Origin of the sequence: Methylocystis sp. WRRC1 (genome assembly GCF_020733155.1) — a bacterium.
In the GTDB taxonomy this organism is placed as follows: domain Bacteria; phylum Pseudomonadota; class Alphaproteobacteria; order Rhizobiales; family Beijerinckiaceae; genus Methylocystis.
In genome coordinates, this window is record NZ_JAJFZJ010000001.1 from 3,240,980 (window position 1) to 3,261,382 (window position 20,403).

22 protein-coding genes and 1 tRNA gene are annotated in these 20,403 nt (G+C 62.7%); 16 read left to right on the forward strand and 7 right to left on the reverse strand.

Annotated features, from left to right (window positions below):
• Positions 1-69: 69 nt before the first annotated feature.
• The 11 genes from moxJ (at position 70) to LG047_RS15975 (ending at position 8,491) form a co-directional block, all read left to right on the forward strand.
• Positions 70-987: a methanol oxidation system protein MoxJ gene (gene moxJ / locus LG047_RS15925; protein WP_227967728.1), complete on the forward strand. Its 918-nt coding sequence runs from the start codon at positions 70-72 to the stop codon at positions 985-987.
• Positions 988-1,023: 36 nt separating this feature from the next.
• Positions 1,024-1,596 (forward strand): cytochrome c(L), periplasmic, encoded by a 573-nt coding sequence (gene moxG / locus LG047_RS15930; protein ID WP_255679583.1) that lies wholly within the window; start codon positions 1,024-1,026, stop codon positions 1,594-1,596.
• 81 nt (positions 1,597-1,677) lie between these two features.
• A complete protein-coding gene (locus tag LG047_RS15935) occupies positions 1,678-1,968 on the forward strand; it encodes a methanol dehydrogenase [cytochrome c] subunit (RefSeq protein ID WP_036285493.1) in 291 nt (96 codons plus the stop codon).
• 131 nt (positions 1,969-2,099) lie between these two features.
• Positions 2,100-3,131 carry a MoxR family ATPase gene (locus tag LG047_RS15940; RefSeq protein ID WP_227967731.1) on the forward strand — a complete coding sequence of 344 codons (1,032 nt, stop codon included), beginning with the start codon at positions 2,100-2,102 and terminating at the stop codon, positions 3,129-3,131.
• Positions 3,128-3,973, forward strand: a complete 846-nt coding sequence (locus LG047_RS15945) for a DUF58 domain-containing protein (protein WP_227967732.1) — start codon at positions 3,128-3,130, stop codon at positions 3,971-3,973. Before LG047_RS15940 ends, LG047_RS15945 begins: the two co-directional genes overlap by 4 nt.
• Before the next feature lie 8 nt (positions 3,974-3,981).
• Positions 3,982-4,863, forward strand: a complete 882-nt coding sequence (locus LG047_RS15950) for a nonribosomal peptide synthetase MxaA (protein WP_227967733.1) — start codon at positions 3,982-3,984, stop codon at positions 4,861-4,863.
• Positions 4,860-5,861, forward strand: coding sequence for a vWA domain-containing protein (locus LG047_RS15955; RefSeq protein WP_227967734.1), 1,002 nt, complete (start codon positions 4,860-4,862; stop codon positions 5,859-5,861). The genes LG047_RS15950 and LG047_RS15955 overlap by 4 nt, the downstream gene beginning before the upstream one ends.
• A complete protein-coding gene (locus tag LG047_RS15960) occupies positions 5,858-6,448 on the forward strand; it encodes an MxaK protein (RefSeq protein ID WP_227967735.1) in 591 nt (196 codons plus the stop codon). The genes LG047_RS15955 and LG047_RS15960 overlap by 4 nt, the downstream gene beginning before the upstream one ends.
• Positions 6,448-7,437: a vWA domain-containing protein gene (locus tag LG047_RS15965; RefSeq protein WP_227968516.1), complete on the forward strand. Its 990-nt coding sequence runs from the start codon at positions 6,448-6,450 to the stop codon at positions 7,435-7,437. The genes LG047_RS15960 and LG047_RS15965 overlap by 1 nt, the downstream gene beginning before the upstream one ends.
• Before the next feature lie 11 nt (positions 7,438-7,448).
• Entirely contained in the window at positions 7,449-7,973 is a 525-nt protein-coding gene (locus tag LG047_RS15970) for an SRPBCC family protein (RefSeq protein ID WP_036285504.1), read from the forward strand.
• A gap of 2 nt (positions 7,974-7,975) precedes the next feature.
• The gene (locus LG047_RS15975; protein WP_227967736.1) at positions 7,976-8,491 is read left to right on the forward strand and encodes a hypothetical protein; all 516 of its coding nucleotides are present in this window, start codon (positions 7,976-7,978) and stop codon (positions 8,489-8,491) included.
• Between the two features lie 9 nt (positions 8,492-8,500).
• Here the strand turns inward: LG047_RS15975 and LG047_RS15980 are convergent, their stop codons facing one another.
• Entirely contained in the window at positions 8,501-9,133 is a 633-nt protein-coding gene (locus LG047_RS15980) for a response regulator transcription factor (protein ID WP_036285509.1), read from the reverse strand.
• On the opposite strand from LG047_RS15980, the gene LG047_RS15985 reads away from it, so the two are divergent.
• Positions 9,132-10,631 (forward strand): ATP-binding protein, encoded by a 1,500-nt coding sequence (locus LG047_RS15985; RefSeq protein ID WP_227967738.1) that lies wholly within the window; start codon positions 9,132-9,134, stop codon positions 10,629-10,631. The two genes, LG047_RS15980 and LG047_RS15985, sit on opposite strands and share 2 nt — an antisense overlap.
• Positions 10,632-10,839: 208 nt before the next feature.
• Here the strand turns inward: LG047_RS15985 and LG047_RS15990 are convergent, their stop codons facing one another.
• The 3 genes from LG047_RS15990 to LG047_RS16000 form a co-directional block, all read right to left on the reverse strand.
• Positions 10,840-11,364 carry a hypothetical protein gene (locus tag LG047_RS15990; RefSeq protein ID WP_227967739.1) on the reverse strand — a complete coding sequence of 175 codons (525 nt, stop codon included), beginning with the start codon at positions 11,362-11,364 and terminating at the stop codon, positions 10,840-10,842.
• 718 nt (positions 11,365-12,082) lie between these two features.
• A tRNA-Lys gene (locus LG047_RS15995) sits at positions 12,083-12,158 on the reverse strand.
• Positions 12,159-12,255: 97 nt separating this feature from the next.
• Positions 12,256-12,819 (reverse strand): hypothetical protein, encoded by a 564-nt coding sequence (locus LG047_RS16000; protein ID WP_227967741.1) that lies wholly within the window; start codon positions 12,817-12,819, stop codon positions 12,256-12,258.
• Between the two features lie 272 nt (positions 12,820-13,091).
• Between LG047_RS16000 and mdh the strand changes: the two genes are divergently transcribed.
• From mdh to LG047_RS16020, 4 genes are all read left to right on the forward strand, one after another.
• Positions 13,092-14,054, forward strand: coding sequence for a malate dehydrogenase (gene mdh, locus LG047_RS16005; protein WP_227967743.1), 963 nt, complete (start codon positions 13,092-13,094; stop codon positions 14,052-14,054).
• A 13-nt stretch (positions 14,055-14,067) separates the two neighbouring features.
• On the forward strand, positions 14,068-14,574 hold the full coding sequence (locus LG047_RS16010) for a YcxB family protein (RefSeq protein WP_227967745.1): 507 nt from the start codon (positions 14,068-14,070) through the stop codon (positions 14,572-14,574).
• Between the two features lie 716 nt (positions 14,575-15,290).
• Positions 15,291-16,487, forward strand: coding sequence for an ADP-forming succinate--CoA ligase subunit beta (sucC, locus tag LG047_RS16015; protein WP_036282971.1), 1,197 nt, complete (start codon positions 15,291-15,293; stop codon positions 16,485-16,487).
• A 183-nt stretch (positions 16,488-16,670) separates the two neighbouring features.
• Complete coding sequence (locus LG047_RS16020) at positions 16,671-18,446, forward strand: tetratricopeptide repeat protein (protein ID WP_227967747.1); 1,776 nt, start codon at positions 16,671-16,673, stop codon at positions 18,444-18,446.
• 30 nt (positions 18,447-18,476) lie between these two features.
• Here LG047_RS16020 and LG047_RS16025 read toward each other — a convergent pair whose 3' ends face one another.
• The 3 genes from LG047_RS16025 to LG047_RS16035 all read right to left on the reverse strand — a co-directional run bounded on the left by LG047_RS16025 (position 18,477) and on the right by LG047_RS16035 (position 20,326).
• Positions 18,477-19,229, reverse strand: coding sequence for a hypothetical protein (locus LG047_RS16025; protein WP_227967748.1), 753 nt, complete (start codon positions 19,227-19,229; stop codon positions 18,477-18,479).
• Between the two features lie 396 nt (positions 19,230-19,625).
• On the reverse strand, positions 19,626-20,045 hold the full coding sequence (locus LG047_RS16030) for an EVE domain-containing protein (protein WP_227967751.1): 420 nt from the start codon (positions 20,043-20,045) through the stop codon (positions 19,626-19,628).
• Positions 20,045-20,326, reverse strand: a complete 282-nt coding sequence (locus LG047_RS16035; protein ID WP_227968517.1) for a YciI family protein — start codon at positions 20,324-20,326, stop codon at positions 20,045-20,047. The genes LG047_RS16030 and LG047_RS16035 overlap by 1 nt, the downstream gene beginning before the upstream one ends.
• Positions 20,327-20,403: the final 77 nt, after the last annotated feature.

Sequence of the window (20,403 nt, forward strand, 5' to 3'; positions counted from 1 at the left end):
GAGACGATTGCTCGGGCGCATAGCCATGCGTCCGAGCAATGCCCGATCAAAATCACGGAACAAATAAAGATGTCGCGACTTACCCGCTCGTCTATCTGGCTCGGAACCGTCGCTGCTGCGGCGCTCCTCGGCGCCGCGACGGCGACCGCTGCTTCTCCTGGCGTCTCGAGCGACGCCGCCAAAAATGCGGCGCCGTCCTCGGCGCAGACGCCGTCGCAATCCACCGACTCGAACTCCCTGCGCATTTGCGCGGCAAAGAATCAGCCGCCGCTGTCGATGGAAGACGGCTCGGGCCTTGAGAACAAAATCGGCGTCGCGCTAGCGGACGCCATGAAACGCAAGGCGCAATTCGTGTGGTCCGAGCGGCCCGCGATCTATCTCGTCCGCGATTATCTCGACAAGAATCTCTGCGATGTGATCATTGGCCTCGATACAGGCGATCCGCGCGTCGCGACATCGAAGCCTTATTATCGAACCGGCTACGTCTTCGTGAGTCGGGCCGATCGTAATCTCGACGTGAAGTCCTGGAACGACGCGCGGCTGAAAAAGCTGGGTCACATCGTGGTCGCCTTCGGCTCGCCCGGCGAGGCGCTGATGAAGGATATGGGCGTCTACGAAGACAATATGGCCTATCTTTACTCGCTGGTGAATTTCAAATCCGCGCGCAACCAATATACGCAGATCGATCCTTCCCGCATGGTGGGGGAGGTCGTGAATGGCGCAGCCGAAATCGCCGTTGGTTTCGCGCCTGACATCGCGCGATACGTGAAGGCCTCCGCCGTCCCCCTGCGGATGACCTTGATCGAGGACGACGCGGCCAAGAGCAATGGCGAGAAGGTTTCTCAGCGATTCGATCAGTCGGTCGCCGTTCGCCGCGACGACAAGGCCCTGCTGGCGGCGGTCGATGCGGCGCTCGTCGCTGCGAAGCCAAAAATCCAGGAAATCCTCGAGGCGGAGGGCGTGCCCCTTCTGCCAGTCACCCAGTAGATGTGCGGCGCTTACCGAGCAGGAAGAAAAAACGTGTTGAACCAGAAGAAAAAGGCGGCCAGCGCTATCGTTGCCGCAGTTGGTGCTTTCGTGGCCGTCTCGGCGCTCGCGCAGTCAGCGATCACGTTCCGCAACACTATCACCGGCGAGGTTCTGAATTTCAGCGACGCGCTGCCTGAAGGCAAGGACACCCCGGCTGTCAAGGAGTTCATGACGACGGGCAAGAACCCCTACAACGAGGATATGAGCTGCCTCAAACAGGGAGAACAAATCTTCCTTTCCGCCTGTTCTGGCTGTCATGGCCATATCGCCGAAGGCAAGATCGGTCCCGGCCTCAACGACTCCTATTGGACCTACCCGCAGAACGAGACCGACGAAGGCCTGTTCTCGACGATCTATGGCGGCGCGCAGGCGTCAATGGGTCCGCAGTATCAAAATCTTCAGCTCGACGAGATGCTGAAGGTGATGGCCTGGATTCGCCACCTCTTCAAGGAAGAGCCGGAAAAGGCGACCTGGCTGACGGAAGCGCAACGCAAGTCGTTCAAGCCCTATCCGGGCCATGAGACTCTGCCGGACAATCCGCCCGGAAAGTGCCAGGCCAAGAAGTAAGGCCCGGGAATAAAGTTCGCCCCCATCGGCCGGAGGCGCAAACAAAGAGGCTGACGCCTCGCACAAATGGAGGAACCAGGGATGCGTAAAATGCATTTCGCCGCGGCTCTCGCTGTCGGCTTCATGTTCACCGCTGGCGGCGCTTTCGCCTATGACGGCACCAAGTGCAAGGCGCCCGGCAATTGCTGGGAGCCCAAGCCCGGATTCCCGGACAAGGTCGAAGGTTCGAAATACGATCCCAAGCACGATCCGAAGGAACTCGCCAAGCAGGGCGCTTCTGTCCAGGCGATGGAAGAGCGCAACAAGAAGCGGGTCGAGAACTTCAAGAAGACCGGCAAGTGGGAATATGACGTGAGCAAGATCGCTCAGTAAGGTTTCACCGCGCGGACACGCGGTGAATGTGAAGCGGCCACGATCTGGAATCGATGTTATTCAACAACAGCGCATCGAGTCCTTTTCCCGAGATCGTGGCCGCCTTTTTGTCGATAGCGTAAGGTCGAGCCTTGAACGAGGTCTCCAAATCCGAGCCTAAGCTCGCCGAATGGCGCGAACGCGCGATCGCCTTCGAGCAGGAAATCCAGAAAGCGGTTGTTGGTCAGGACCGCGTCATCCGCCTCGTTACGATCGGCGTCTTCGCGCGCGGCCATGTCATGATCGAAGGCGATGTCGGCGTCGGCAAGACGACTCTGCTGCGCGCCGTGTCTCGCGCCCTGGGCGGCGATTTCGCCCGTGTGGAGGGCACGGTCGACATGATGCCGAGCGACATTCTCTATCACACCTATCTCGGCGACGATGGTCGTCCCCGCGTTGAACCCTCCGAACTTCTGCGCCTCGCCGATACACTGCCGGTCTTCTTCTTCAACGAGATCAATCGCGCGCGCCCGCAGGTGCATTCGCTGCTCCTGCGTCTGATGGCTGAAAGAAGCGTCACGGCGTTCAACCGTCTGTATCACTTTCCCTATCTCCAGGTCTTCGCCGACCGCAATATGGTCGAGCGCGAAGAGACCTTCGAACTCCCCGCCGCCGCGCGCGACCGCTTCTTCATGGAAATCTCCATGGCCGCGCCAGCCGATCGTGAGACGAGGCGCAAACTTGTTTTCGACCCCGCCTTCCAGGATGTCGACACGCTGCTCAAGCGCGTCACGCCGGGCACGGTGGATTACCGTGAGATTGGCGGTGTTGCGGCGATAATCCAGCAGACCGTCAAGGCGAGCAGGACCCTCGAGAGCTACGTTCTCAACCTATGGCAGGGCCTCATGCAGCCTGTCTCGGTCGGCATATCTCTCCCGGATATCGACGTATCGACGCTTGTCAAAGGCGGGGCCAGTCCGCGCGGCCTCGCGACGTTGGCGCGCGCGGCGCGCGTGCGCGCCTGGCTCGAGGGCCGGGACTATATGACGCCCGACGACGTCAAGGACGTCTTCTTCGAAGTCATGGGGCATCGCATTTTTGTCGACCCCATTCATGCGCTGCGGGGCGACGAGCCTGTCAAGCAGCTTTGTCACGCCGTTTTTGACGCTACGCCGGTTCCATGAAGACGCCCGCCGACATCCTATATCGACCGCGCGGTCGTTTCCGGGCCAACCATGTTGGCGCCCACATGTCGAGCGAGGTGGGTGGATTCGGCGTGTTTCGAGATCAGGCGCCCTTCTTGCGCTATCCAGACGCAAGGCGCATAGACCTGCGCGCCACATTGCGCGATCCCTTTGGCGAGACGCATGTCCGACGCTTCGAGCAAAGGAGCGCGATCGAGGTCTATGCGATCGTCGACCTTTCGGCGTCTATGGGTTTTGTCGGGGCTGTCGATCGCTTCGCTGTCGCCTGCGATATTTGTGCATCGCTCGCATTTTCGGCGACACGGATTGGCGACCGCTTCGGCCTCATCGCGGGCGGCGCCGGATTGCGCGACGACCTCTTCCTCCCTGCGACGCGTTCGAGAAGCGGGGCGATGCGCGCCGTCGAGCAGTTGGCGAGCATACGACCCGCCGGCGCCCAAGCCGGAAGCCTGGCTAGCGCAGCGGAGCGTCTCGGCGCCGGTCGAAAGCTCGTCCTTCTCATCTCCGATTTTCGCTGGGCGTCGCCGTCGATTGAGAGCGTCTTCAACTCGCTCGTCCTTCACGACGTTCTCCCTGTGGCGATCGTCGACTCCGTCGAATTTGATCCGCCGCGCTGGGGTCTGCTTGAATTGCGTGACGCGGAGACCGCCCGCCGGCGCCTGATGGTGATGCGCCCGGCCCTGCGCGAAAAATGGATCGAGGCGGAGACGAAGCGCCGCGAAGAATTGATCCGGATGGCGAGCGGGCGCGCGCGGCCACCGATCTTCATCGAAGATCGCTTCGACCCGCTGTCTCTCAGTTCGCGCCTGATGGCGGCGTGAGGCGCGTCATGCGTGTCGCCCTTCTCATCGTCCTCTCGCTGCTCTGGGCGCTTCCCACGCAAGCCGGCGACGCGCGCGTGACGATCCATTCTGCGCGGCCCTTCGGCTATTTCGTTGGCGATCTCATCCGCGCGCGCATCGAAATCACCACGTCGGCGGATGCGACTCTCGCTGCCGCTTCGCTGCCGCGCCCCGGTCCCCTCAGCGTTTCTTTGGATCTCAAGGCGGTCGAGATTCATGCGACGACGATCGGCGCCGAAAAGCGTTGGGACCTCGATCTCGTCTACCAGAATTTCTATGTCGCGCTCGATGCACGCAATATCGAAATCCCGGGTTTCGAACTGCATTTCGGGGACGAGACGGTCCTAATCCCCGCCTGGAGCGTCGGCGTCGCGCCCTTGCGCGAAATCGCTCCCGCGAAGCAGGAGCGACCCGAAGATTATTTGCGTCCCGATTCGCCAACGTTCTTCGCCAATGAGACGCAACCCGAGCGCCTCGCGATCACCTTCGGAGCGCTTTCCATTCTCGTGTTTGGAGCCGTCGCGCGGGATCGCGCTTGGCCGCCATTCCAGAGAAGACGCGAACGCATTTTCAATGCGCTGGCGCGGGAACTCGCCGCGAAGGCGCATGCTGGACATGACGCTCTCCCGGGGGCCATCCAGCGCATGCATCGAACAATCGATGGCGCCAATGGAGGAACGCTGCTCGGAGAAGACGTCAGCACATTTTTGGCGCGGCGACCCGAATTTGCGTCGTTGCAGTCTTCCTTCGACCGCTTCTTTGCCGCCTCGCGCGGCGAATTTTTCTCGGAGGGCAAGGCCGACACTTACGGATTTGCGGAATTGCTGGATTTCGCGAGAGCGCTCGCCCGGCAGGAACGCGCACAATGACGCTCCCCGGCTTCGATCATCCGGGACTGCTGTTACTTGCGCCAGTCGCCGTCGCGCCCTTGCTGCGATCCGTTTTGCGCAACTCCACAGTCCCGTCGCTTGATTGCGCCCCGGAAGATAGTCTTTCGGAAATCCTCGGCGTGACGCTCAAATTTCTCGGCGTGGCGGCTCTTCTTGCCAGTCTGTTGGGAGCGGCCGGGCCCTTCTTCCCCGGTGAGGAAGTCGAGCGTCTCGCCGAGGGCGCGCAGATCGTCATGCTGATCGATCGCAGCGGTAGCATGAACGAGACCTTCGCGGGGAGGAACCCGTCGGGTGGCGAGGAATCCAAGGCGGCGGCCGCCAAGCGCATCCTTAAGACCTTCGTCGACAGCCGCGGGCGCGATCTTGTCGGCGTCGCGGCCTTCTCGACGTCCCCCATGCTGGTGACGCCCCTTTCGGATCACATCGACGCGACCAAGGCGGCGATCGACGCCATGGATCGTCCGGGGCTCGACTACACCAATATTGCGCGCGGCCTCGCAATGGCGCTGTCGATGTTTCGCGCAAGCGACGCCGATCATTCGCGCGCAATTCTGCTCATATCCGACGGCGCCGGCGTCATCGATCCAAAAATTCAGGACGATCTTCGCGCCGACTTCAGGAAGAACCGGGTAAATCTCTATTGGCTGTTTCTGCGAACCGAAGGAAGCCGTGGAATTTACGGAAGTTCAGAAGCTGAATCCGAGTCGCCGCAAGCGGCGCCGGAACGGCATCTCGACCTTTATTTCAAATCGCTTGGCGTGCCCTATCGCGCCTTCGAAGCGGAAGGGCCGAAGGCGACGGAGGATGCGCTTCGGCAGATCGACCGGCTCGAACGTCAGGCTATCCGCTATTTCGAGAAGCTGCCGCGCCGTGACCTTGGCGGCGTTTTCTTCGGCGCAGCGCTTTTTGCGGCCTGCCTGCTAATCTTCGCAAAGCTGGCGGAGGTCCGCCTCTCACCCTCGAGAGGCGCGTCATGATCGGGCGTCCGCGCAAAGCAATCCCCCATTTCTGGCGCACGCAGCGCTCCCTTCTTCTCGCCGCCGCCGCATTCGGCTTGGCCCTTGCCGCGCTCTTCGAAGGCGTCGCGTGGCGGCGCGCGGTTGCGACGAATGACGCTATCGAGGCGCTTCACGCCGGGCGGGACATTCCCATCGATATTGAGGCGCCACCCGAGGGGCTTTTCGCCCGCATCGCCTATCTGGCAAAGCGCGATCGTCTCGACCAGGCGCGCGGCTTCCTCGAAGCGTTGGATCGCTGCGGGAACGCCTCGATGCGCGCGCGCGCCCATTATCTTGTCGCGAATGCGCTACTTCGCACTGCGCTAGAGCATATCGAGAAATCCGAACTCGAAACTGCGGGGCCCTTCGTCAATCTCTCGAAACGCGAATATCGTCGTGCGCTCCAGCTCGACCCTGAATTTTGGGATGCGAAGTTCAACATGGACGTCGCGGCGCGGCTCGTGCGCGATTTCCCGGATTTCGAGAGAAAAAGCGGCGACGAACTCAGCGCGGACCCCAAGAAGCTCTGGACCGACATTCCCGGCAAGCCGAAGGGCCTTCCGTGATGCGCCCCGACCTGCGTGATCCTCACTTGATCCTGCTGGCCTTGGCAGTGGCTCTGCTCGTCACGACATTTGGCGCGCCCGCGGTGCAGGTGACGCGCCCGGGCTATGATCTGCTTGCGATCGTCGACATCACTGGAAGCATGAATGTTCGCGACTATGTCGCGGGCGGGAAGCCGATAAGCCGGCTGGAAAAGGTCAAGGCCGCCTTACGGAATTTGATTGTCGCGCTGCCTTGCCCCTCGCGCGTGGCGCTCGGCGTCTTCACCGAGCGGCGACCTTTTCTGCTCTTCGAGCCGATCGACGCCTGCGCCAACTTTTCTCCGCTGGAAGGGGCCGTCGAAGCGATCGACTGGCGCATGGCGTGGGAGGGCGACAGCCGGATTTCGGCGGGCCTGTTCCGCGCCGTGGATATGGCGCGTGAGCTGAAGACCGATCTCCTGTTCTTCACCGATGGCCAGGAGGCGCCGCCGCTACCCGCCTCGGGCGGTCCCGTGTTCGAGGGGAGAGCCGGAGAGACGCGTGGGCTGATTGTCGGTACGGGCGGCTATGAACTATCGCCGATCCCGAAATTCGATGACAGAGGCCGTGAGGTCGGCTTTGTCGCAATCGACGAAGTGCCGCACGAAAGTCGCTTCGGACTCCCGCCCAAAGGCGCGGAGCAACGCGAAGGCTTCAACGCGCGTAACGCGCCCTTCGGCGCGACGGCCACAGTCGGGGTCGAGCATCTGTCCTCGGTGAAGGAGGAATACATCCGCATGCTCTCGGAAAAGACCGGCCTCGGATACTTCCATCTCGATGACAAGGCGAGCCTGCTCGACGCCTATCGCGCCGCTGGGACGGCGCGCGCCCGCGCTGCTGCGCTCGACATACGCCCCTATCTTGGCGGCTTGTCCGCCGCGTGCCTGTTCGGAGCCTTCTGCATCGCCCCGTTTTTGGAACGCCTTGTGCGTAAACGGCAAAGCAAGCGTTTCGCCTGGAAACATCAATGAGGGAGTATCAAATGAAAAAGGCGCTGTCGCTGATGGCCTTCCTGTTCGCTGCGCCGGCCCTGGCGCATGGGCCAACGCCCATCAAGGTCGACGAGACGATCGTCATTGCCGCCGACCCCAAGGCCGTGTGGGCGGTCGCGGGCAAATTCGACGGACTCGCCGTCTGGCATCCAGACGTCCAGTCGGTGAAGGCCACAGGCGGCGACGCCGCGGGCGCGGAGCGCGAGGTGACACTCAAGAAGGGCGGCGCGCTGAAGGAGGGTCTGGACGAATATGACGCTGCCGCGCACAAGCTCGCCTGGCGCATGTCCGACCCCAATCTCGACGCGATGCCTGCGAGTTCCTATTCGCTTTCCTTCTCTGTCGAACCTGCCGCAGGCGGCGGCAGTCAGGTGAAGTGGTACGGCCGTCTCTATCGCGGCGATACGAGCAACGAGCCGCCGGACAATCTCAATGACGATGCGGCGCGCACGGCGATGGCGGCCTATCTTCACAACGGGCTGGAGGGCCTGAAGAAGAAGATCGAAGGCAAGTAGCATTGAGGCTGCTTCGCGTCTCGAAAGCCGGAGTTGCGCTCGTTGCGTGCTTCCTCTGCGTCGCTTGCGGCAAGGAGGAACGTGCGCATGAGACGAACGACGTGATCGAGACGCAGGCCGAGAAAAGCAGCGCCATTTGGCTGCGCGCCAACGAGCATGTAGATCCTGCGCTTTGGCTCGCGAGCCGGGAAGCCGGCCGCGAGCTTGCGGAGAGCGATCCAGCCGTCGACAAGATGCGCGAGGCGATCGTGGCGGCGCGCGCGCATTTCCTCGAATCCCACCGCATGCTCGCCAACAGAACGGCGCAAATTGGCAAGATGCTCGCCGAGGACGGGCGAGCGGAGGATTACGCCGGCATCCTTTACGAACTCGCCGATATCGCGAAAGCCGCGGGGCAGACGCAGACCTATGGCGAGCTTTGCCAGCACTATTACAATCTGCGTCACAAAGGCGCGACACGGGAGGGGGCTTTAAGCGTGCTTGCCGAGCGCTACAAAACGCAAAAGCAATTCAGATAAAGGAATGATCTAGACCAACCGCATCGCGACCTTGTTTTCGACGGCGATGCGCAAAAGATCGGCCTTCGACCTGGCGCCAAGCTTGCGCTTCAGCAGGACGCAGTTGTTCGCGACAGTCTTGTAGGAGATTTTCAGAATATACGCGATCTCAGCCATATCTTTGCCATTGGCGAGATTGCGGAGGATTTCTATTTCCCGGCTGTTGAGCGCGTCGAGTGGATTCCTGGTCAGGCTCTGATCTCCAAAGGCAAGCTTGAGCGCCAGATTGCCGGAGAGATAGCGTTCTCCGGCGCCGACGGATCGGATCGCCTTGATGAAGGCCTTGGGGTCCTCGCTCTTCGCCAGATAGCCTCGCGCGCCACGTTCGATCGCGCGCGCCGCGAAGACCGGATCGTCATTCATGGTGAAAACGATGATCTTTGCGTTGGAGTTTCGCTTCAACAGAAGGCGCAGCAGCTCGAAGCCGGAGACCCCGGGAAGGTTGATGTCGAGAACGATTACATCCGGCGCGAGCGAGGCGAATTTTTCGAGGGCCTCGTCGGCGTTGTGAGCTTCGGACACTTCGATGTCCTTCTGCCCCGAGAGCATGCCTCGGCAGCCTTCGATCACCATCGGATGGTCGTCGACGATAAGAACGCGCATGACGATTTTCTTGTTGTGGACCTCGATCTTTGTTGTGAAAAGCGTGCGCGGTGTCAATGATCTTGTGGCTTCGCAGCCATTCTTTCCCGGGCGGCAAACGATGATTTCTCTGAAAGCGGGGCTGAGCTGGCTGATTGGCATGGTTCTTCTCGCCACCCTGCTGATCAATCTCGGGATCCAATTGACGCACGCAGGGCCGCGCGTTCGCGCCGAGGCGGGAAGTAATCTCCGTCTTGCTCGGGAATTCGTCCTGACAACTATTGCAAGTCTTCCCAACGCCGGGAACCCAACGCCGGCTCTGCGCAGACTTTATGCAAACCTTGGCAGCTTGCGCCACGTCGACATCAAGATACTCGATCGTGGAGAAGCCCCGCCGGCGCATTGGTCAGCGGGAGATCACGCCTCCGACGCCGATCCACCAATCTGGTTCGTCAAGCTGGTCGACGTGCCCCCGCCACGGGTCATCCTTGTGCCGATCCGCGTCCATGAAAGCGATTACGGCAACGTGGCGATCATTTCCAATCCACTCGACGAATTGGAGGAGATCTGGTCGGACATGACGTGGCTTGCGTCAATCAGCCTGGTTGTGACGCTTGCGATCATCGCTCTCGTGCTTCTCCTTGTCCGCTATTCCTTGACGCCTTTTGGCGCGTTGCAAGCCGGCCTCGCCGACCTCGAAGCGGGAAAAAGTGGGATCCGGATTGCCCCCCGCGGCGCGTCGGAGTTTCGCAGCATTTCAAACGCACTCAATTCGTTAGCGACGACGCTCGACCGCGTGCGACAGGAGAACCGCGATCTCGTCAATGAGCTCATCGAGATCCAGGACAGCGAGCGCAAGGAAATCGCGCAAGATCTTCACGATGAGGCGGGCCCCTGCCTCTTTTCAATCCGCGCGGCGGCGGCCTCGCTGCAAGAAGCAGTGGCGCATACGGCGCCAGATCCCGAAAGGCTGCGGCAGATCAGCACAATTGTGGACCGCGCCAGCGAAGCGCTTCAGTCTTTGTTTCGTGGCCTGTTGGAGCGCTTGCGGCCGAAGGGCCTGACAGAACTTGGACTCGAATCGGCGCTTAAAAGTCTCTTTGCCTCTTGGTCGCTGGGTCATCCAGAGGTTGAATTGCGGCTGGTCTCGCCTCACGACTTATCATCGCTCGACGAAACGACCGCCCTGACTGCATACAGGGTCATTCAGGAGAGCGTCACGAATATTTTTCGGCACGCAAAGGCGAATTGGGCTGAGGTCTCCGTGACGTTCGGGTGGGATTTGGTCTGCGACACGGGAGGGGGCGAAGCAGAAGAGGTTCCGACACTGACATTGGTCATCGAGGACAACGGGATTGGGATTGCAGAAGAGCATCGCTCGGGAATGGGCCTGCTCGGCATGCGCGAACGCGTGCGAGGGCTTGGCGGATCGATGAAGGTGGAGCGTCGCGCGGGAGACGGCACCAGGGTTATCGTTTCGCTCCCGATCCGAGATGAAGAGGAGTTGGGTGGCGATTAGCTCGACTCCGCCGTCAGTGGATGCATCGCTCGGGAATTTTTGGCATGCTCGCGAGGTAAAATTTCTGGCTGTGTTAGGCGCGGTCGATTGCTGCGTTGTCAAGTGGCGTCATCTGTGGCCTCGATTTAGGAGGAAATAGTCATGACTTGGTCGCGCCCGATGAGCGTCGAAGCGTGAGTCGGTATGGAAATCACACGCTACGAATCGTCTAAAGTCTTAGACGATATGAAAGCGTGCCGTTTCGCGGGCGGCGTGGCTTTGAGCCGCGTCGCGGTGATTCGACGAGGGCGCACGTCATTACTGGAATAATCCAGCTTGGGCGCCGCGTTCGTTGACCGACGCGATTTTGCTCCAGCGTTTCCGCGACCTTGGGAAAATTCTTCAGGCGCGCCTCCAGTTCCGCCAGCGCGGATTGTCGCGGCTCGGTGGACTGCGGCGGTTTATTCGACGCTGCTTCATGCGGCCGCTCGTTTGTCTCTCTCTCTCTGTCAATCGTCGTCCTTCGTCCTGCCCGTGAGGCGCGCAACAGGAGCGCCAAGCCATTCGCGCCGGTCAACGATTCAAATTGCGCCGACAGCATCGCAAACGCCTGGCGCCGCTCGCTCAGATATTCGTGACGCTGATACACCCCGACAATACCTCGAAAGCTGCCCGAGACGTGATTCAACCGCTTTTCGACGATATGCACGCCGCCGCCAAGTGACTGCAAAGATTTCGCCGCCGTGCGGCGCAAATCGTGCGCCGTTCAATGCGCGAGCGGCGCATCTATCAATATCGTTTCGATTCAGCGTCGAGACAGCTCAGGTGTCTGGTGTCGCCTGTGAACAAGCCCGCGTTCTATCAGGTCGCAAACAGGGTCAACCTGACCTACGCGCCGCCGTTCAGGATCAAACTCACTCAGTGACGTCGCTCGCCGTCGTCGGCATGATCGGTAAGCTACTTTTCAGGTGACGGCGGCGGGCTCGCGGGCTTAGCCGCGCGGCCATCGCCCGCTGGCTGGCTGCACATTGTCTGATGGACAACACGCAGTTTCCGCACGGCCGTCTCCACGAAGCTCTCGCCGCCGTCCATGACGAGCGCCGGAAAGCCGCTGCGCTGCGCCTTCGCCTGCGCCTATGAGAAGGCGAGACAGCGCGACCAGCTCCAGCCGTGCGACGCGATAAGGCGAAACTGACGATGGGCGTCGGACATGATGGCGGCGCGGTCGAATGCGCCGGCGGGCCGCGAGTGACGCGCCGGCGGGCGGCGGCTTCGCGATGCGCGCGCCGGGGGAGGGACGGTTTTGGGCGTAGTCACGATCAATCCTATCGAGATTGATCGGTCCGCCAAATGCGCGTCACGATGGGCTGTGAAGGGCTTCCGAAAATTCCGAGTGTTACGTCAGTGCATACATCAGCTCGGACTTACTTCGGATCAGCGGCCAAAAAACCAACCTAACGCGTTGATTTTATTGGTGGGCGCACAAGGGCTCGAACCTTGGACCCGCTGATTAAGAGTCAGCTGCTCTACCAACTGAGCTATGCGCCCGTCCGTAGGGCGACGCAGCGCCCCCGGAACGAGCGAGCGAATAACAAATGCGCCTCGCCATGTCCAGCGCCGTAATTCGCTCGCCGTCAGATTTCTGTCACCTGGAGCCCGTCGCCGGCCAGCCGTGGATCGCCTTGGCCTTGGTCACGAGGTCGGACCAGGGGCCCTGATAGGCGTTTCCGGCCTGCGCCGTGGGGGCCGCCTGCTTGCGGGCGCAGATTTCCTTCGCGCCTTCGGCCTTCGGACCCTCGACGAAAAAATAGATGACGTTCATCCGCAGCGCCGAATACCACTGGTTCAGAACCGTCCCTCGTTTGAGGACGTTGATTCCCCATTCGGTGTTCTTGCGGGGGCCGGCGGCGGTCGCGGGCTTGAGGCCGAAGCCGTAATCGCCCTCGCCCTTTAAGACGTCGAAACGGACGTAGCAAAGCTCGCCGCTCGCCGGGGGCTGAAAGACCAGCTCGCGCGTGACCACGGCGTCCTGATTGTTGTAGCGAACGGTCGTGTCGACCGGGAAATGCCAGACGTCAACTTTCTCAAAGTATTTCAGCAGTTCCGCTTCGTCGGCGTCCTCCGCCGCCATCGCGCCGCCCGCAAGAAAAACCGCGGCCGCCGCAGCGACGAGGGCGCCGAAACGGCCCTGCGCAAATTGCTTGCCCATGTTTTCACCCTTTCCGATCGCCGGAACGGCGACTGTCCGGTGAGGTAGGAACTCGCGCCCTCCCGCGCAATCCGCTGCGACATTTGCGCGCCCCGTTCCGGCGGGAGTGTTGCGCAGGATTCAGGCGCCCGCTGCGAGGCGCCGGGCTTTTGGGCGATGGAGCCGCTCTGTTCCGATTGGGGATTCGCGGCGTGAAAAAGCCGCCCTTGCGTCTTCCATCCGGCGCGAAACCGGGGTAGCAGTTTCATCTGAAGTCCAGCATGAGATAAATTATGTCGCGAAATAAAGTCGCTTTGATCGGCGCCGGCCATATCGGCGGCACGCTTGCCCATCTCGCCGGCCTCAAGGAACTTGGCGACATCGTCCTCTTCGATATTGTCGACGGCGTGCCGCAAGGCAAGGCGCTCGATCTCGCGCAGGCTTCGCCCGTCGCGGGATTCGACGCGGCCCTCGCCGGCGCCTCGGATTATTCCGCCATCGCGGGCGCGGACGTCGTCATCGTCACCGCCGGCGTGCCGCGTCAGCCGGGCATGAGCCGCGACGACCTCCTGAGCGTCAATCTCGGCGTCATGACAAAGGTCGGCGAGGGCATCCGGCAATATGCGCCCGACGCCTTCGTGATCTGCATCACCAATCCGCTAGACGTGATGGTCTGGGCGCTGCAGAAGGTCTCGGGCCTGCCGACCAATCGCATCGTCGGCATGGCGGGCGTGCTCGATTCCTCGCGCTTCCGCTATTTCCTCGCGGACGAGTTCAAGGTTTCGGTCGAGGACGTCAGCGCCTTCGTGCTCGGCGGCCATGGCGACGACATGGTTCCATCGGTCCGCTACTCGACTGTCGCGGGCGTGCCGCTGCCCGACCTCATCGCCATGGGCTGGACGACGCAGGAGCGCATCGACGCCATCGTTGACCGCACCCGCAAGGGCGGCGGCGAGATCGTGGGTCTGCTGAAGACCGGCTCGGCCTATTATGCGCCCGCCACGGCGGCGATCGCCATGGCCGAGAGCTATCTGCGCGACAAGCGCCGCGTGCTGCCCTGCGCCGCCTATCTCTCGGGCGAATATGGCGTGAAGGATCTTTATGTCGGCGTGCCGACCGTGATCGGCGCCAATGGCGTCGAGCGGGTTATGGAGATCAAGCTCGACGCAGCCGAGAGGGCGATGTTCGAGAAGTCCGTCGCCTCGGTGCGTTCGCTGATCGAGGCGGCGAAGAAGCTCAATCCGGCTTTCGCCTGACGGGGTTTTCCCCATGACCGACCGCTATGTTTTCCCGTTGCGTTACGACGAGAAGCTGATGCGGTCGGCGGTCACGGGATTCGTGACCCGCGCGCTGTTTCGCGAGGCGCCTCTCAAGACCTTCCTGCCGCTCGCGGCGATTCTCGTCGCCTGCGCCGGGCTTTATTTCTCGGGTGACCATGAACTCGCGGTCGAGCTTTTCATCGCCGCAGTGGCCATTCTCGCCATCTTCGTTTTCTCCGGCTGGCGCATGCACTGGCGCATGATGCGCGGGAAGATCGAGGCCATGCGCGGGCGCTGGGCGATGGCCCGGCTGCGCGACGACGGCGTCGTCATCGACGGCCCCGATCCCGCCTCGCTGCTCGAATGGCCGGCGATCAGGGCGATCTGGCGGTTCGAGGGCGTATGGCTGCTCATCCTCGCGACGAATCATTTCGTCGCCCTGCCGCTCGCTGGCGCGCCGAAGGAGGCGCTGGATTTTCTCGAGGCGCATGTGGCGGAGGCGCCGTCGCAGCCTTGAGGGCGGATTGATCCGCGGCCTCTCGCCGAGGAGGCTCGAAGGGTGGAAAGCCGCGCGAGTCGCGCCAATGGCTCATCCTTCGAGACGCAGCCTGCGGCGGCTCATCAGGATGAGGGCTGCGGATTATCGCCCGCGCGAAGTTTCCCGCCGCCGGTCACGGCGCGGGGCAAGGCGTCCGGGGCGCCGCTGGCCCGTCCGGCCGTGGCGCAAAAAGTCATCGGGCCGCGAAATCGTCCCGGACGCGGATCGCGTCTCTCTCGCCGCCTCCGGGTCCAGGTTGCTTTTCCCCGTTCGGGTAATCGGCTCCCGCGCCAACCTCGGATATTGCGGCCGGGCTCATTTTTCGCCCATGAGGCCGAAAGCCTCACGGGCGCTCCGCACGAAGGAGAAGCCCAAAGCCGGCGACGCGCCGCCGACGGGAACGAGGGTCGCCGCCCCCGCCGGATCCGCACCCCCGCCAGCGCCCCGGACCCATCGGGAGCGCCCCTTGCGGTTGGAGGGGGCGACGGGGATATAGGAATTTATTCAGCGATTGTCAAGCTTGCCGGCCTGGGTCGAAAATGGCGATCCCTCCACCGTCCCCTAAAGGGTGTTCGCAGCGGGCGATGCGTGATCCGCCCCGCGACGCCTCGCCCGCTTGACGAATCCGCCCCGTCCATGGCCATTAGGCTCCAAGCCCGCGCGGCGCGCCGTTTATTGCGAGGAGAGACTTCGGCATGAATATCCACGAATACCAGGCCAAGGCCATTTTGCGTGAATTCGGCGCGCCGGTCGCCATGGGCGTCCCCGTGCTCAAGGCCGAGGAGGCCGCCGCCGCCGCGCGCCAGCTTCCGGGCCCGGTTTATGTCGTGAAGGCGCAGATCCACGCCGGCGGGCGCGGCAAGGGCAAGTTCAAGGAAGACTCGGCCGGCCCGCAGGGCGGCGTGCGCATCGCCAAGTCGATCGAGGAGGCCGAGGCCTTTGCGAAGCAGATGCTCGGCGCGACGCTCGTGACGCTGCAGACCGGCGACGCCGGCAAGCAGGTCAACCGCCTCTACATCGAGGACGGCGCCGCGATCGACAAGGAATTCTATCTGTCGATGCTCATCGACCGCGCCACCTCGCGCATCGCCTTCGTCGTCTCGACGGAAGGCGGCATGGACATCGAGAAGGTGGCCCATGACACGCCCGAGAAGATCGTGACTTTCTCGGTCGATCCGGCCACGGGACTGATGCCGCACCACGGCCGCCACATCGCCGACGCGCTGGGCCTCAAGGGCGACCTCGCCAAGCAGGCGGGCGACCTGGCCGAGAAGCTCTATGCGGCATTCGTCGCCAAGGACATGGAGCTGCTCGAGATCAACCCGCTGATCGTCACCAAGGACGGCAAGCTGCGCTGCCTCGACGCCAAGGTGAGCTTCGAGAACAACGCCCTATACCGTCACCCCGACGTCGCCGAGCTGCGCGACCTCTCGGAGGAGGACGAGAAGGAGATCGAGGCCTCCAAGCACGATCTCGCCTATATCTCGCTCGACGGCAACATCGGCTGTATGGTCAACGGCGCCGGCCTCGCCATGGCGACGATGGACATCATCAAGCTCTACGGCGCCTTCCCGGCGAACTTCCTCGACGTCGGCGGCGGCGCCACGACCGAGAAGGTGACGGCCGCATTCAAGATCATCACCGCCGACCCGAATGTGAAGGGCATTCTGGTCAACATCTTCGGCGGCATCATGCGCTGCGACACCATCGCGGAAGGCGTGATCGCGGCGGTGAAGGAAGTCGGCCTGAAGGTGCCGCTGGTCGTGCGCCTCGAAGGCACGAATGTCGATCTGGGCAAGAAGATCATCAACGAGTCGGGGCTCAACGTGATCCCGGCCGACGACCTCGACGACGCCGCGCAGAAGATCGTCGGCGCGATCAAGGCGGCCTGATTTGCCAGAGCGGGGGAGGGCGACCTCCCCCCTTTGTTTTTCAAACGCAGTTTTGCTTGCGGGCCCGGCGCAAAAGGGCCATCTTTACGCCCGACGATGGACCAACGGCCACTTCGTCCATCCAGCCGGGTCGCTGCGCGATCGAGCGCCAGCGAGACCCGCGACCTCAATAGGAACGCGCCTGTGCCAAACTCCGCTCGACTGACCGCTCGCAGCAAAAGCTTTGGCGCGCGCGCCAGCGCAACACTCGTCGCCGCAACGGCCGTCTGGCTCGCGCTTCCCGTCGATTCGAGCCTCGCGGCGCGCGAGAGTCTTTCGGTTGCGCGCCCCTTCGAGGTTGGCACGAGCCTCTCCGGCAATTATCTCGCGGCCATCGTCGCAGGCTCGGCGCGCGACACTTTCGCCGCGTCCACCTTCTTCCGCGAGGCGCTGCGCGACGATCCCCGCAACGAGGATCTCGTCGACCGCGCCTTCGTCGCCGCGCTCGCCAATGGCAATATGCCGGAGGCGATCCCGCTCGCGGGCCGGGTCGTGGCGCATGACCGCGGCAACAGCCTCGCCCATCTCGCGCGCGGCGTCGATCTTCTCAAGAATCGCAAATATGCCGCGGCGCGCGCGGAGCTCGGCAAGGGCGGCGGCGACCGTCGGCGCGACATCACCTCCACGCTGCTGGTCGCCTGGAGCTATGCGGGCGCCAAGGACACGCGCAAGGCGCTCCAGACGCTCGACACGCTGAACGACGAAGCCTTCATCGTCTTCCGCGACTATCACGCCGGACTGATCGCCGACCTCGGCGGCGACAAGGCGGAGGCGGAAAAGCGCTTCAGGAACGCCTATTCCGCCGAGAAGAACACGCTGCGTCTCGTCGACGCCTACGCCCGCTTCCTCGCGACGCGCGGACAGCGCGACGAGGCGCTGAAAATATACAAGGGCTTCGACGAGGTCGCGCCCAATCATCCGATCGTGATGGCGGGCATCGCCGCGCTGGAAGGCGGCAAGGCCCTGCCGCCCTTCGTGCGCACTGCGGAGGAGGGCGCAGCCGAGGCGCTTTATGGCCTCGGCGCCGTCGGCGGCCGTCAGGGCGACGAACTCGCCTCGCTCATCTATCTGCGCCTGTCCCTTTACCTCGCGCCCGAGAATGCGCTCGCGATCGTCACGCTCGGCGACGTCTATGAGCGCATGAAGCAGGAGGAGACGGCGATCGACCTCTATGACAGCGTGCCGGAGGACAGTCCGCTGCGCGTCAACGCCGACGTGCAGGCGGCCTTGCTGCTGGAGACGCTCGGCAAGTCCAAGGAGGCGACGGAGCATCTAGCGGCTGTCGTTGCGGCGAACCCGAAAAATCAGGAGGCGCTGACGGCGCTCGGCAATCTGCAGCGCTCGCGCAAGATGTTCAACGAGGCCGCCGACACCTATTCCCGCGTGCTCGCCCTGCAGCCCAAGAGCGAGAAGAGCCAATGGCTCATCTATTATTATCGCGGCATCGCCAATGAGCGCCGCAAGAACTGGCCGCAGGCGGAGGCAGATCTCAAGAAGGCGCTGGAGCTCAATCCCGACCAGCCGCTGGTGCTGAATTATCTCGGCTACAGCTGGGTGGATCAGGGCGTCAATCTGGACGACGCCTTCAGGATGCTGCGCCGCGCGGTCGATCTGCGCCAGCGCGACGGCTATGTCGTCGACAGTCTGGGCTGGGCCTATTACCGCCTCGGCCGCTACGACGACGCCGTGCGCGAGCTGGAAAAGGCCATCGATCTGAAGCCCTCCGACCCGGTCATCAACGACCACCTCGGCGACGCCTACTGGCGCGTCGGCCGCAAGCTGGAGGCGCAGTTCCAGTGGAACCATGCGCGCGACCTGGGTCCGGACCCGGAAGAACTGCCGAAGATCCTCGACAAGATCAAGAACGGCATGACCGACAAGCCGGCGCTCGCGGGCGAGAGCGGCAAGAGGGGCGGCTGACGCCCTTCTCGGCGGCCGCGCCGCACGAGATCATTTCGGCGCGGACGGCGGCGCGTCATTCGTCGCCAGCTGCCGCTCGCAGTCGAGCTGAATCTTGTTCGCATTGCCAATCGTCGCGTCCACGATCCTGCAGCTCAGCTTCATGTTGCCCGACGCGGAGGTGAAAGCGAGTGGGCCCCCGCTCGAATCCTCCTTGTATTGATTGGCCTGTTCCTGCCATTTCTTGAGCGACAGCGCCTGCATTTTCGCCTGCAGCGTCGTTATTTCCTGCTCGAGGCTTCGCCTGTTTTCCTCCGCTTTCCGGATTTCGGCCTGCAATTGTGTGATTGCGGCCCCGGTCGGCGTCGCGTCGCGTTCTTCCTCGATCATTTTCGCAGGGGGTTTCGGCGGCTCGACGACCGGCGCGGGGTCGGGCCTGACCTCCGGCCCAATGGACTGCGCCGCCGCGACGGGGTGGAGGGACGGCGATTCCGTCTGCGCCGCACCCGTTTTCGCCTCGATGAATTCGCGAAAGGCTATATGGGATCGCTCGTCTTCAGGCGTTTGTTGTGGCCTGGCGGGGGTGCGTCTCACGTTGCGCGCGTCTTTCTGGCGGGTGTCCGGCGTCGTTGGGCGCTGAACGGGCGGGGCGTTTTTCGCCACGCATTTGTTGTCGGCGCCGCAGGTCTTGCCCGGTCCGCAGGAATAGGTTCCGCAATCGACCATTTCCTTGGGAAGACAGCGCTTTCCGTCTGCCGAGCATTTCTTTCCCGCCGGACAAAGAGAGCCGGTGGCGCATTCCACATATCCTTCCGGGATACAGGATTTTCCGTCAGCAGCGCATTGGAGCCCCGATCCGCAACCCGCCCCATTCGAGCAGCTCCGGCTCTGAGCCAAGGAAACGTCTCCAGACATCAGCAGCCAAAAGGCGCCGATCACAGCCATCCACCACATGTCGCCCAGCCCCAATGATTGAACGATGGTTGGTCCGGCACTCAGCGGTCAGGATCGGAAACGCGGCCGTCAAGACTATGAATATGTTTGCAATGTCCGGCCGGAGTGCGGATGAACCAGGTTCCTGTTGATATTCGGCCCGGGGAACTGGTTTCGCAAGCGTGGCGGCAGATTGGCGCGCGGGTCGGCGTAAACGAAAAATGGAGCTTGACGGCAAGTCGCGCATCGCGCGACATTTCAGCCGGGTCAGGGCTTCTCCCCCGCCATCTCCATAATCACCGCCCATTCCGCATCCGTCACCGGCTGCACGGATAGCCGTGAGTTGTTCACCAGCACCATGTCGGCGAGGCGCGGCTCGGCCTTTATGTCGCCAAGCGTCACCGGTTTTTTCAGCGGCTTCACCGCCTTCACGTCGACCATGCCGAACTTTCCGGTCTCGTCGGTGTGGTCGGGGTAATAGGTCTTGATGATCTCGACGATCCCGACGATCGCGCGCTCTTCGTTGGAATGATAGAAGAAGCCGCGTTCGCCCTTCTGCATCGCCATCAGATGCTTCTTGGCGAGATGGTTGCGCACGCCGTTCCAGAAAGTGCCCTTGGCGCCGGCCGCGACCTGCTGATCCCATGACCAGGTCGAGGGCTCGCTTTTCAGCAGCCAGTGCGCCATCAGAGTTCGGCTCCCACCACGCGTTTCCATGGCCGCAGTTCGACGCGCTCGAAGAGGCCGGCCTGCGCATAGGGGTCTTCCGCCAGCAGGGCGCGCGCCGCCGCCTCATCCGCGCAATCGAGAATGAGCATAGAGCCGACGGGCTTCTCACCTTCCAGGAAAGGGCCGCCGAGCTTCACATTCGCCGCGTGCCTGTCGAGATAGGCGAGATGGGCTGCGCGGGTCGACATGCGCAGATCGAGATGGTCGGGCTTGTCGTAGCAGAGAACGGCGAAGAGCAAGGCGGGCCTCGTGAAACAGAGCTTTTGCGCATGAGCTGCGACTTCGCGCACTTCTCCCAAAGGGCGCTGGCGCGGTC

What these genes read in the sequence shown, in the direction of transcription:
- moxJ (WP_227967728.1), top strand. Translation starts at nt 70, where the DNA reads ATGTCGCGACTTACCCGCTCGTCTATCTGGCTCGGAACCGTCGCTGCT.
- LG047_RS15935 (WP_036285493.1), top strand. Translation starts at nt 1,678, where the DNA reads ATGCGTAAAATGCATTTCGCCGCGGCTCTCGCTGTCGGCTTCATGTTC.
- LG047_RS15945 (WP_227967732.1), top strand. Translation starts at nt 3,128, where the DNA reads ATGAAGACGCCCGCCGACATCCTATATCGACCGCGCGGTCGTTTCCGG.
- LG047_RS15950 (WP_227967733.1), top strand. Translation starts at nt 3,982, where the DNA reads ATGCGTGTCGCCCTTCTCATCGTCCTCTCGCTGCTCTGGGCGCTTCCC.
- LG047_RS15955 (WP_227967734.1), top strand. Translation starts at nt 4,860, where the DNA reads ATGACGCTCCCCGGCTTCGATCATCCGGGACTGCTGTTACTTGCGCCA.
- LG047_RS15960 (WP_227967735.1), top strand. Translation starts at nt 5,858, where the DNA reads ATGATCGGGCGTCCGCGCAAAGCAATCCCCCATTTCTGGCGCACGCAG.
- LG047_RS15965 (WP_227968516.1), top strand. Translation starts at nt 6,448, where the DNA reads ATGCGCCCCGACCTGCGTGATCCTCACTTGATCCTGCTGGCCTTGGCA.
- LG047_RS15970 (WP_036285504.1), top strand. Translation starts at nt 7,449, where the DNA reads ATGAAAAAGGCGCTGTCGCTGATGGCCTTCCTGTTCGCTGCGCCGGCC.
- LG047_RS15985 (WP_227967738.1), top strand. Translation starts at nt 9,132, where the DNA reads ATGACGATTTTCTTGTTGTGGACCTCGATCTTTGTTGTGAAAAGCGTG.
- LG047_RS15980 (WP_036285509.1), bottom strand. Translation starts at nt 9,133, where the DNA reads ATGCGCGTTCTTATCGTCGACGACCATCCGATGGTGATCGAAGGCTGC.
- LG047_RS16000 (WP_227967741.1), bottom strand. Translation starts at nt 12,819, where the DNA reads ATGGGCAAGCAATTTGCGCAGGGCCGTTTCGGCGCCCTCGTCGCTGCG.
- mdh (WP_227967743.1), top strand. Translation starts at nt 13,092, where the DNA reads ATGTCGCGAAATAAAGTCGCTTTGATCGGCGCCGGCCATATCGGCGGC.
- LG047_RS16010 (WP_227967745.1), top strand. Translation starts at nt 14,068, where the DNA reads ATGACCGACCGCTATGTTTTCCCGTTGCGTTACGACGAGAAGCTGATG.
- sucC (WP_036282971.1), top strand. Translation starts at nt 15,291, where the DNA reads ATGAATATCCACGAATACCAGGCCAAGGCCATTTTGCGTGAATTCGGC.
- LG047_RS16030 (WP_227967751.1), bottom strand. Translation starts at nt 20,045, where the DNA reads ATGGCGCACTGGCTGCTGAAAAGCGAGCCCTCGACCTGGTCATGGGAT.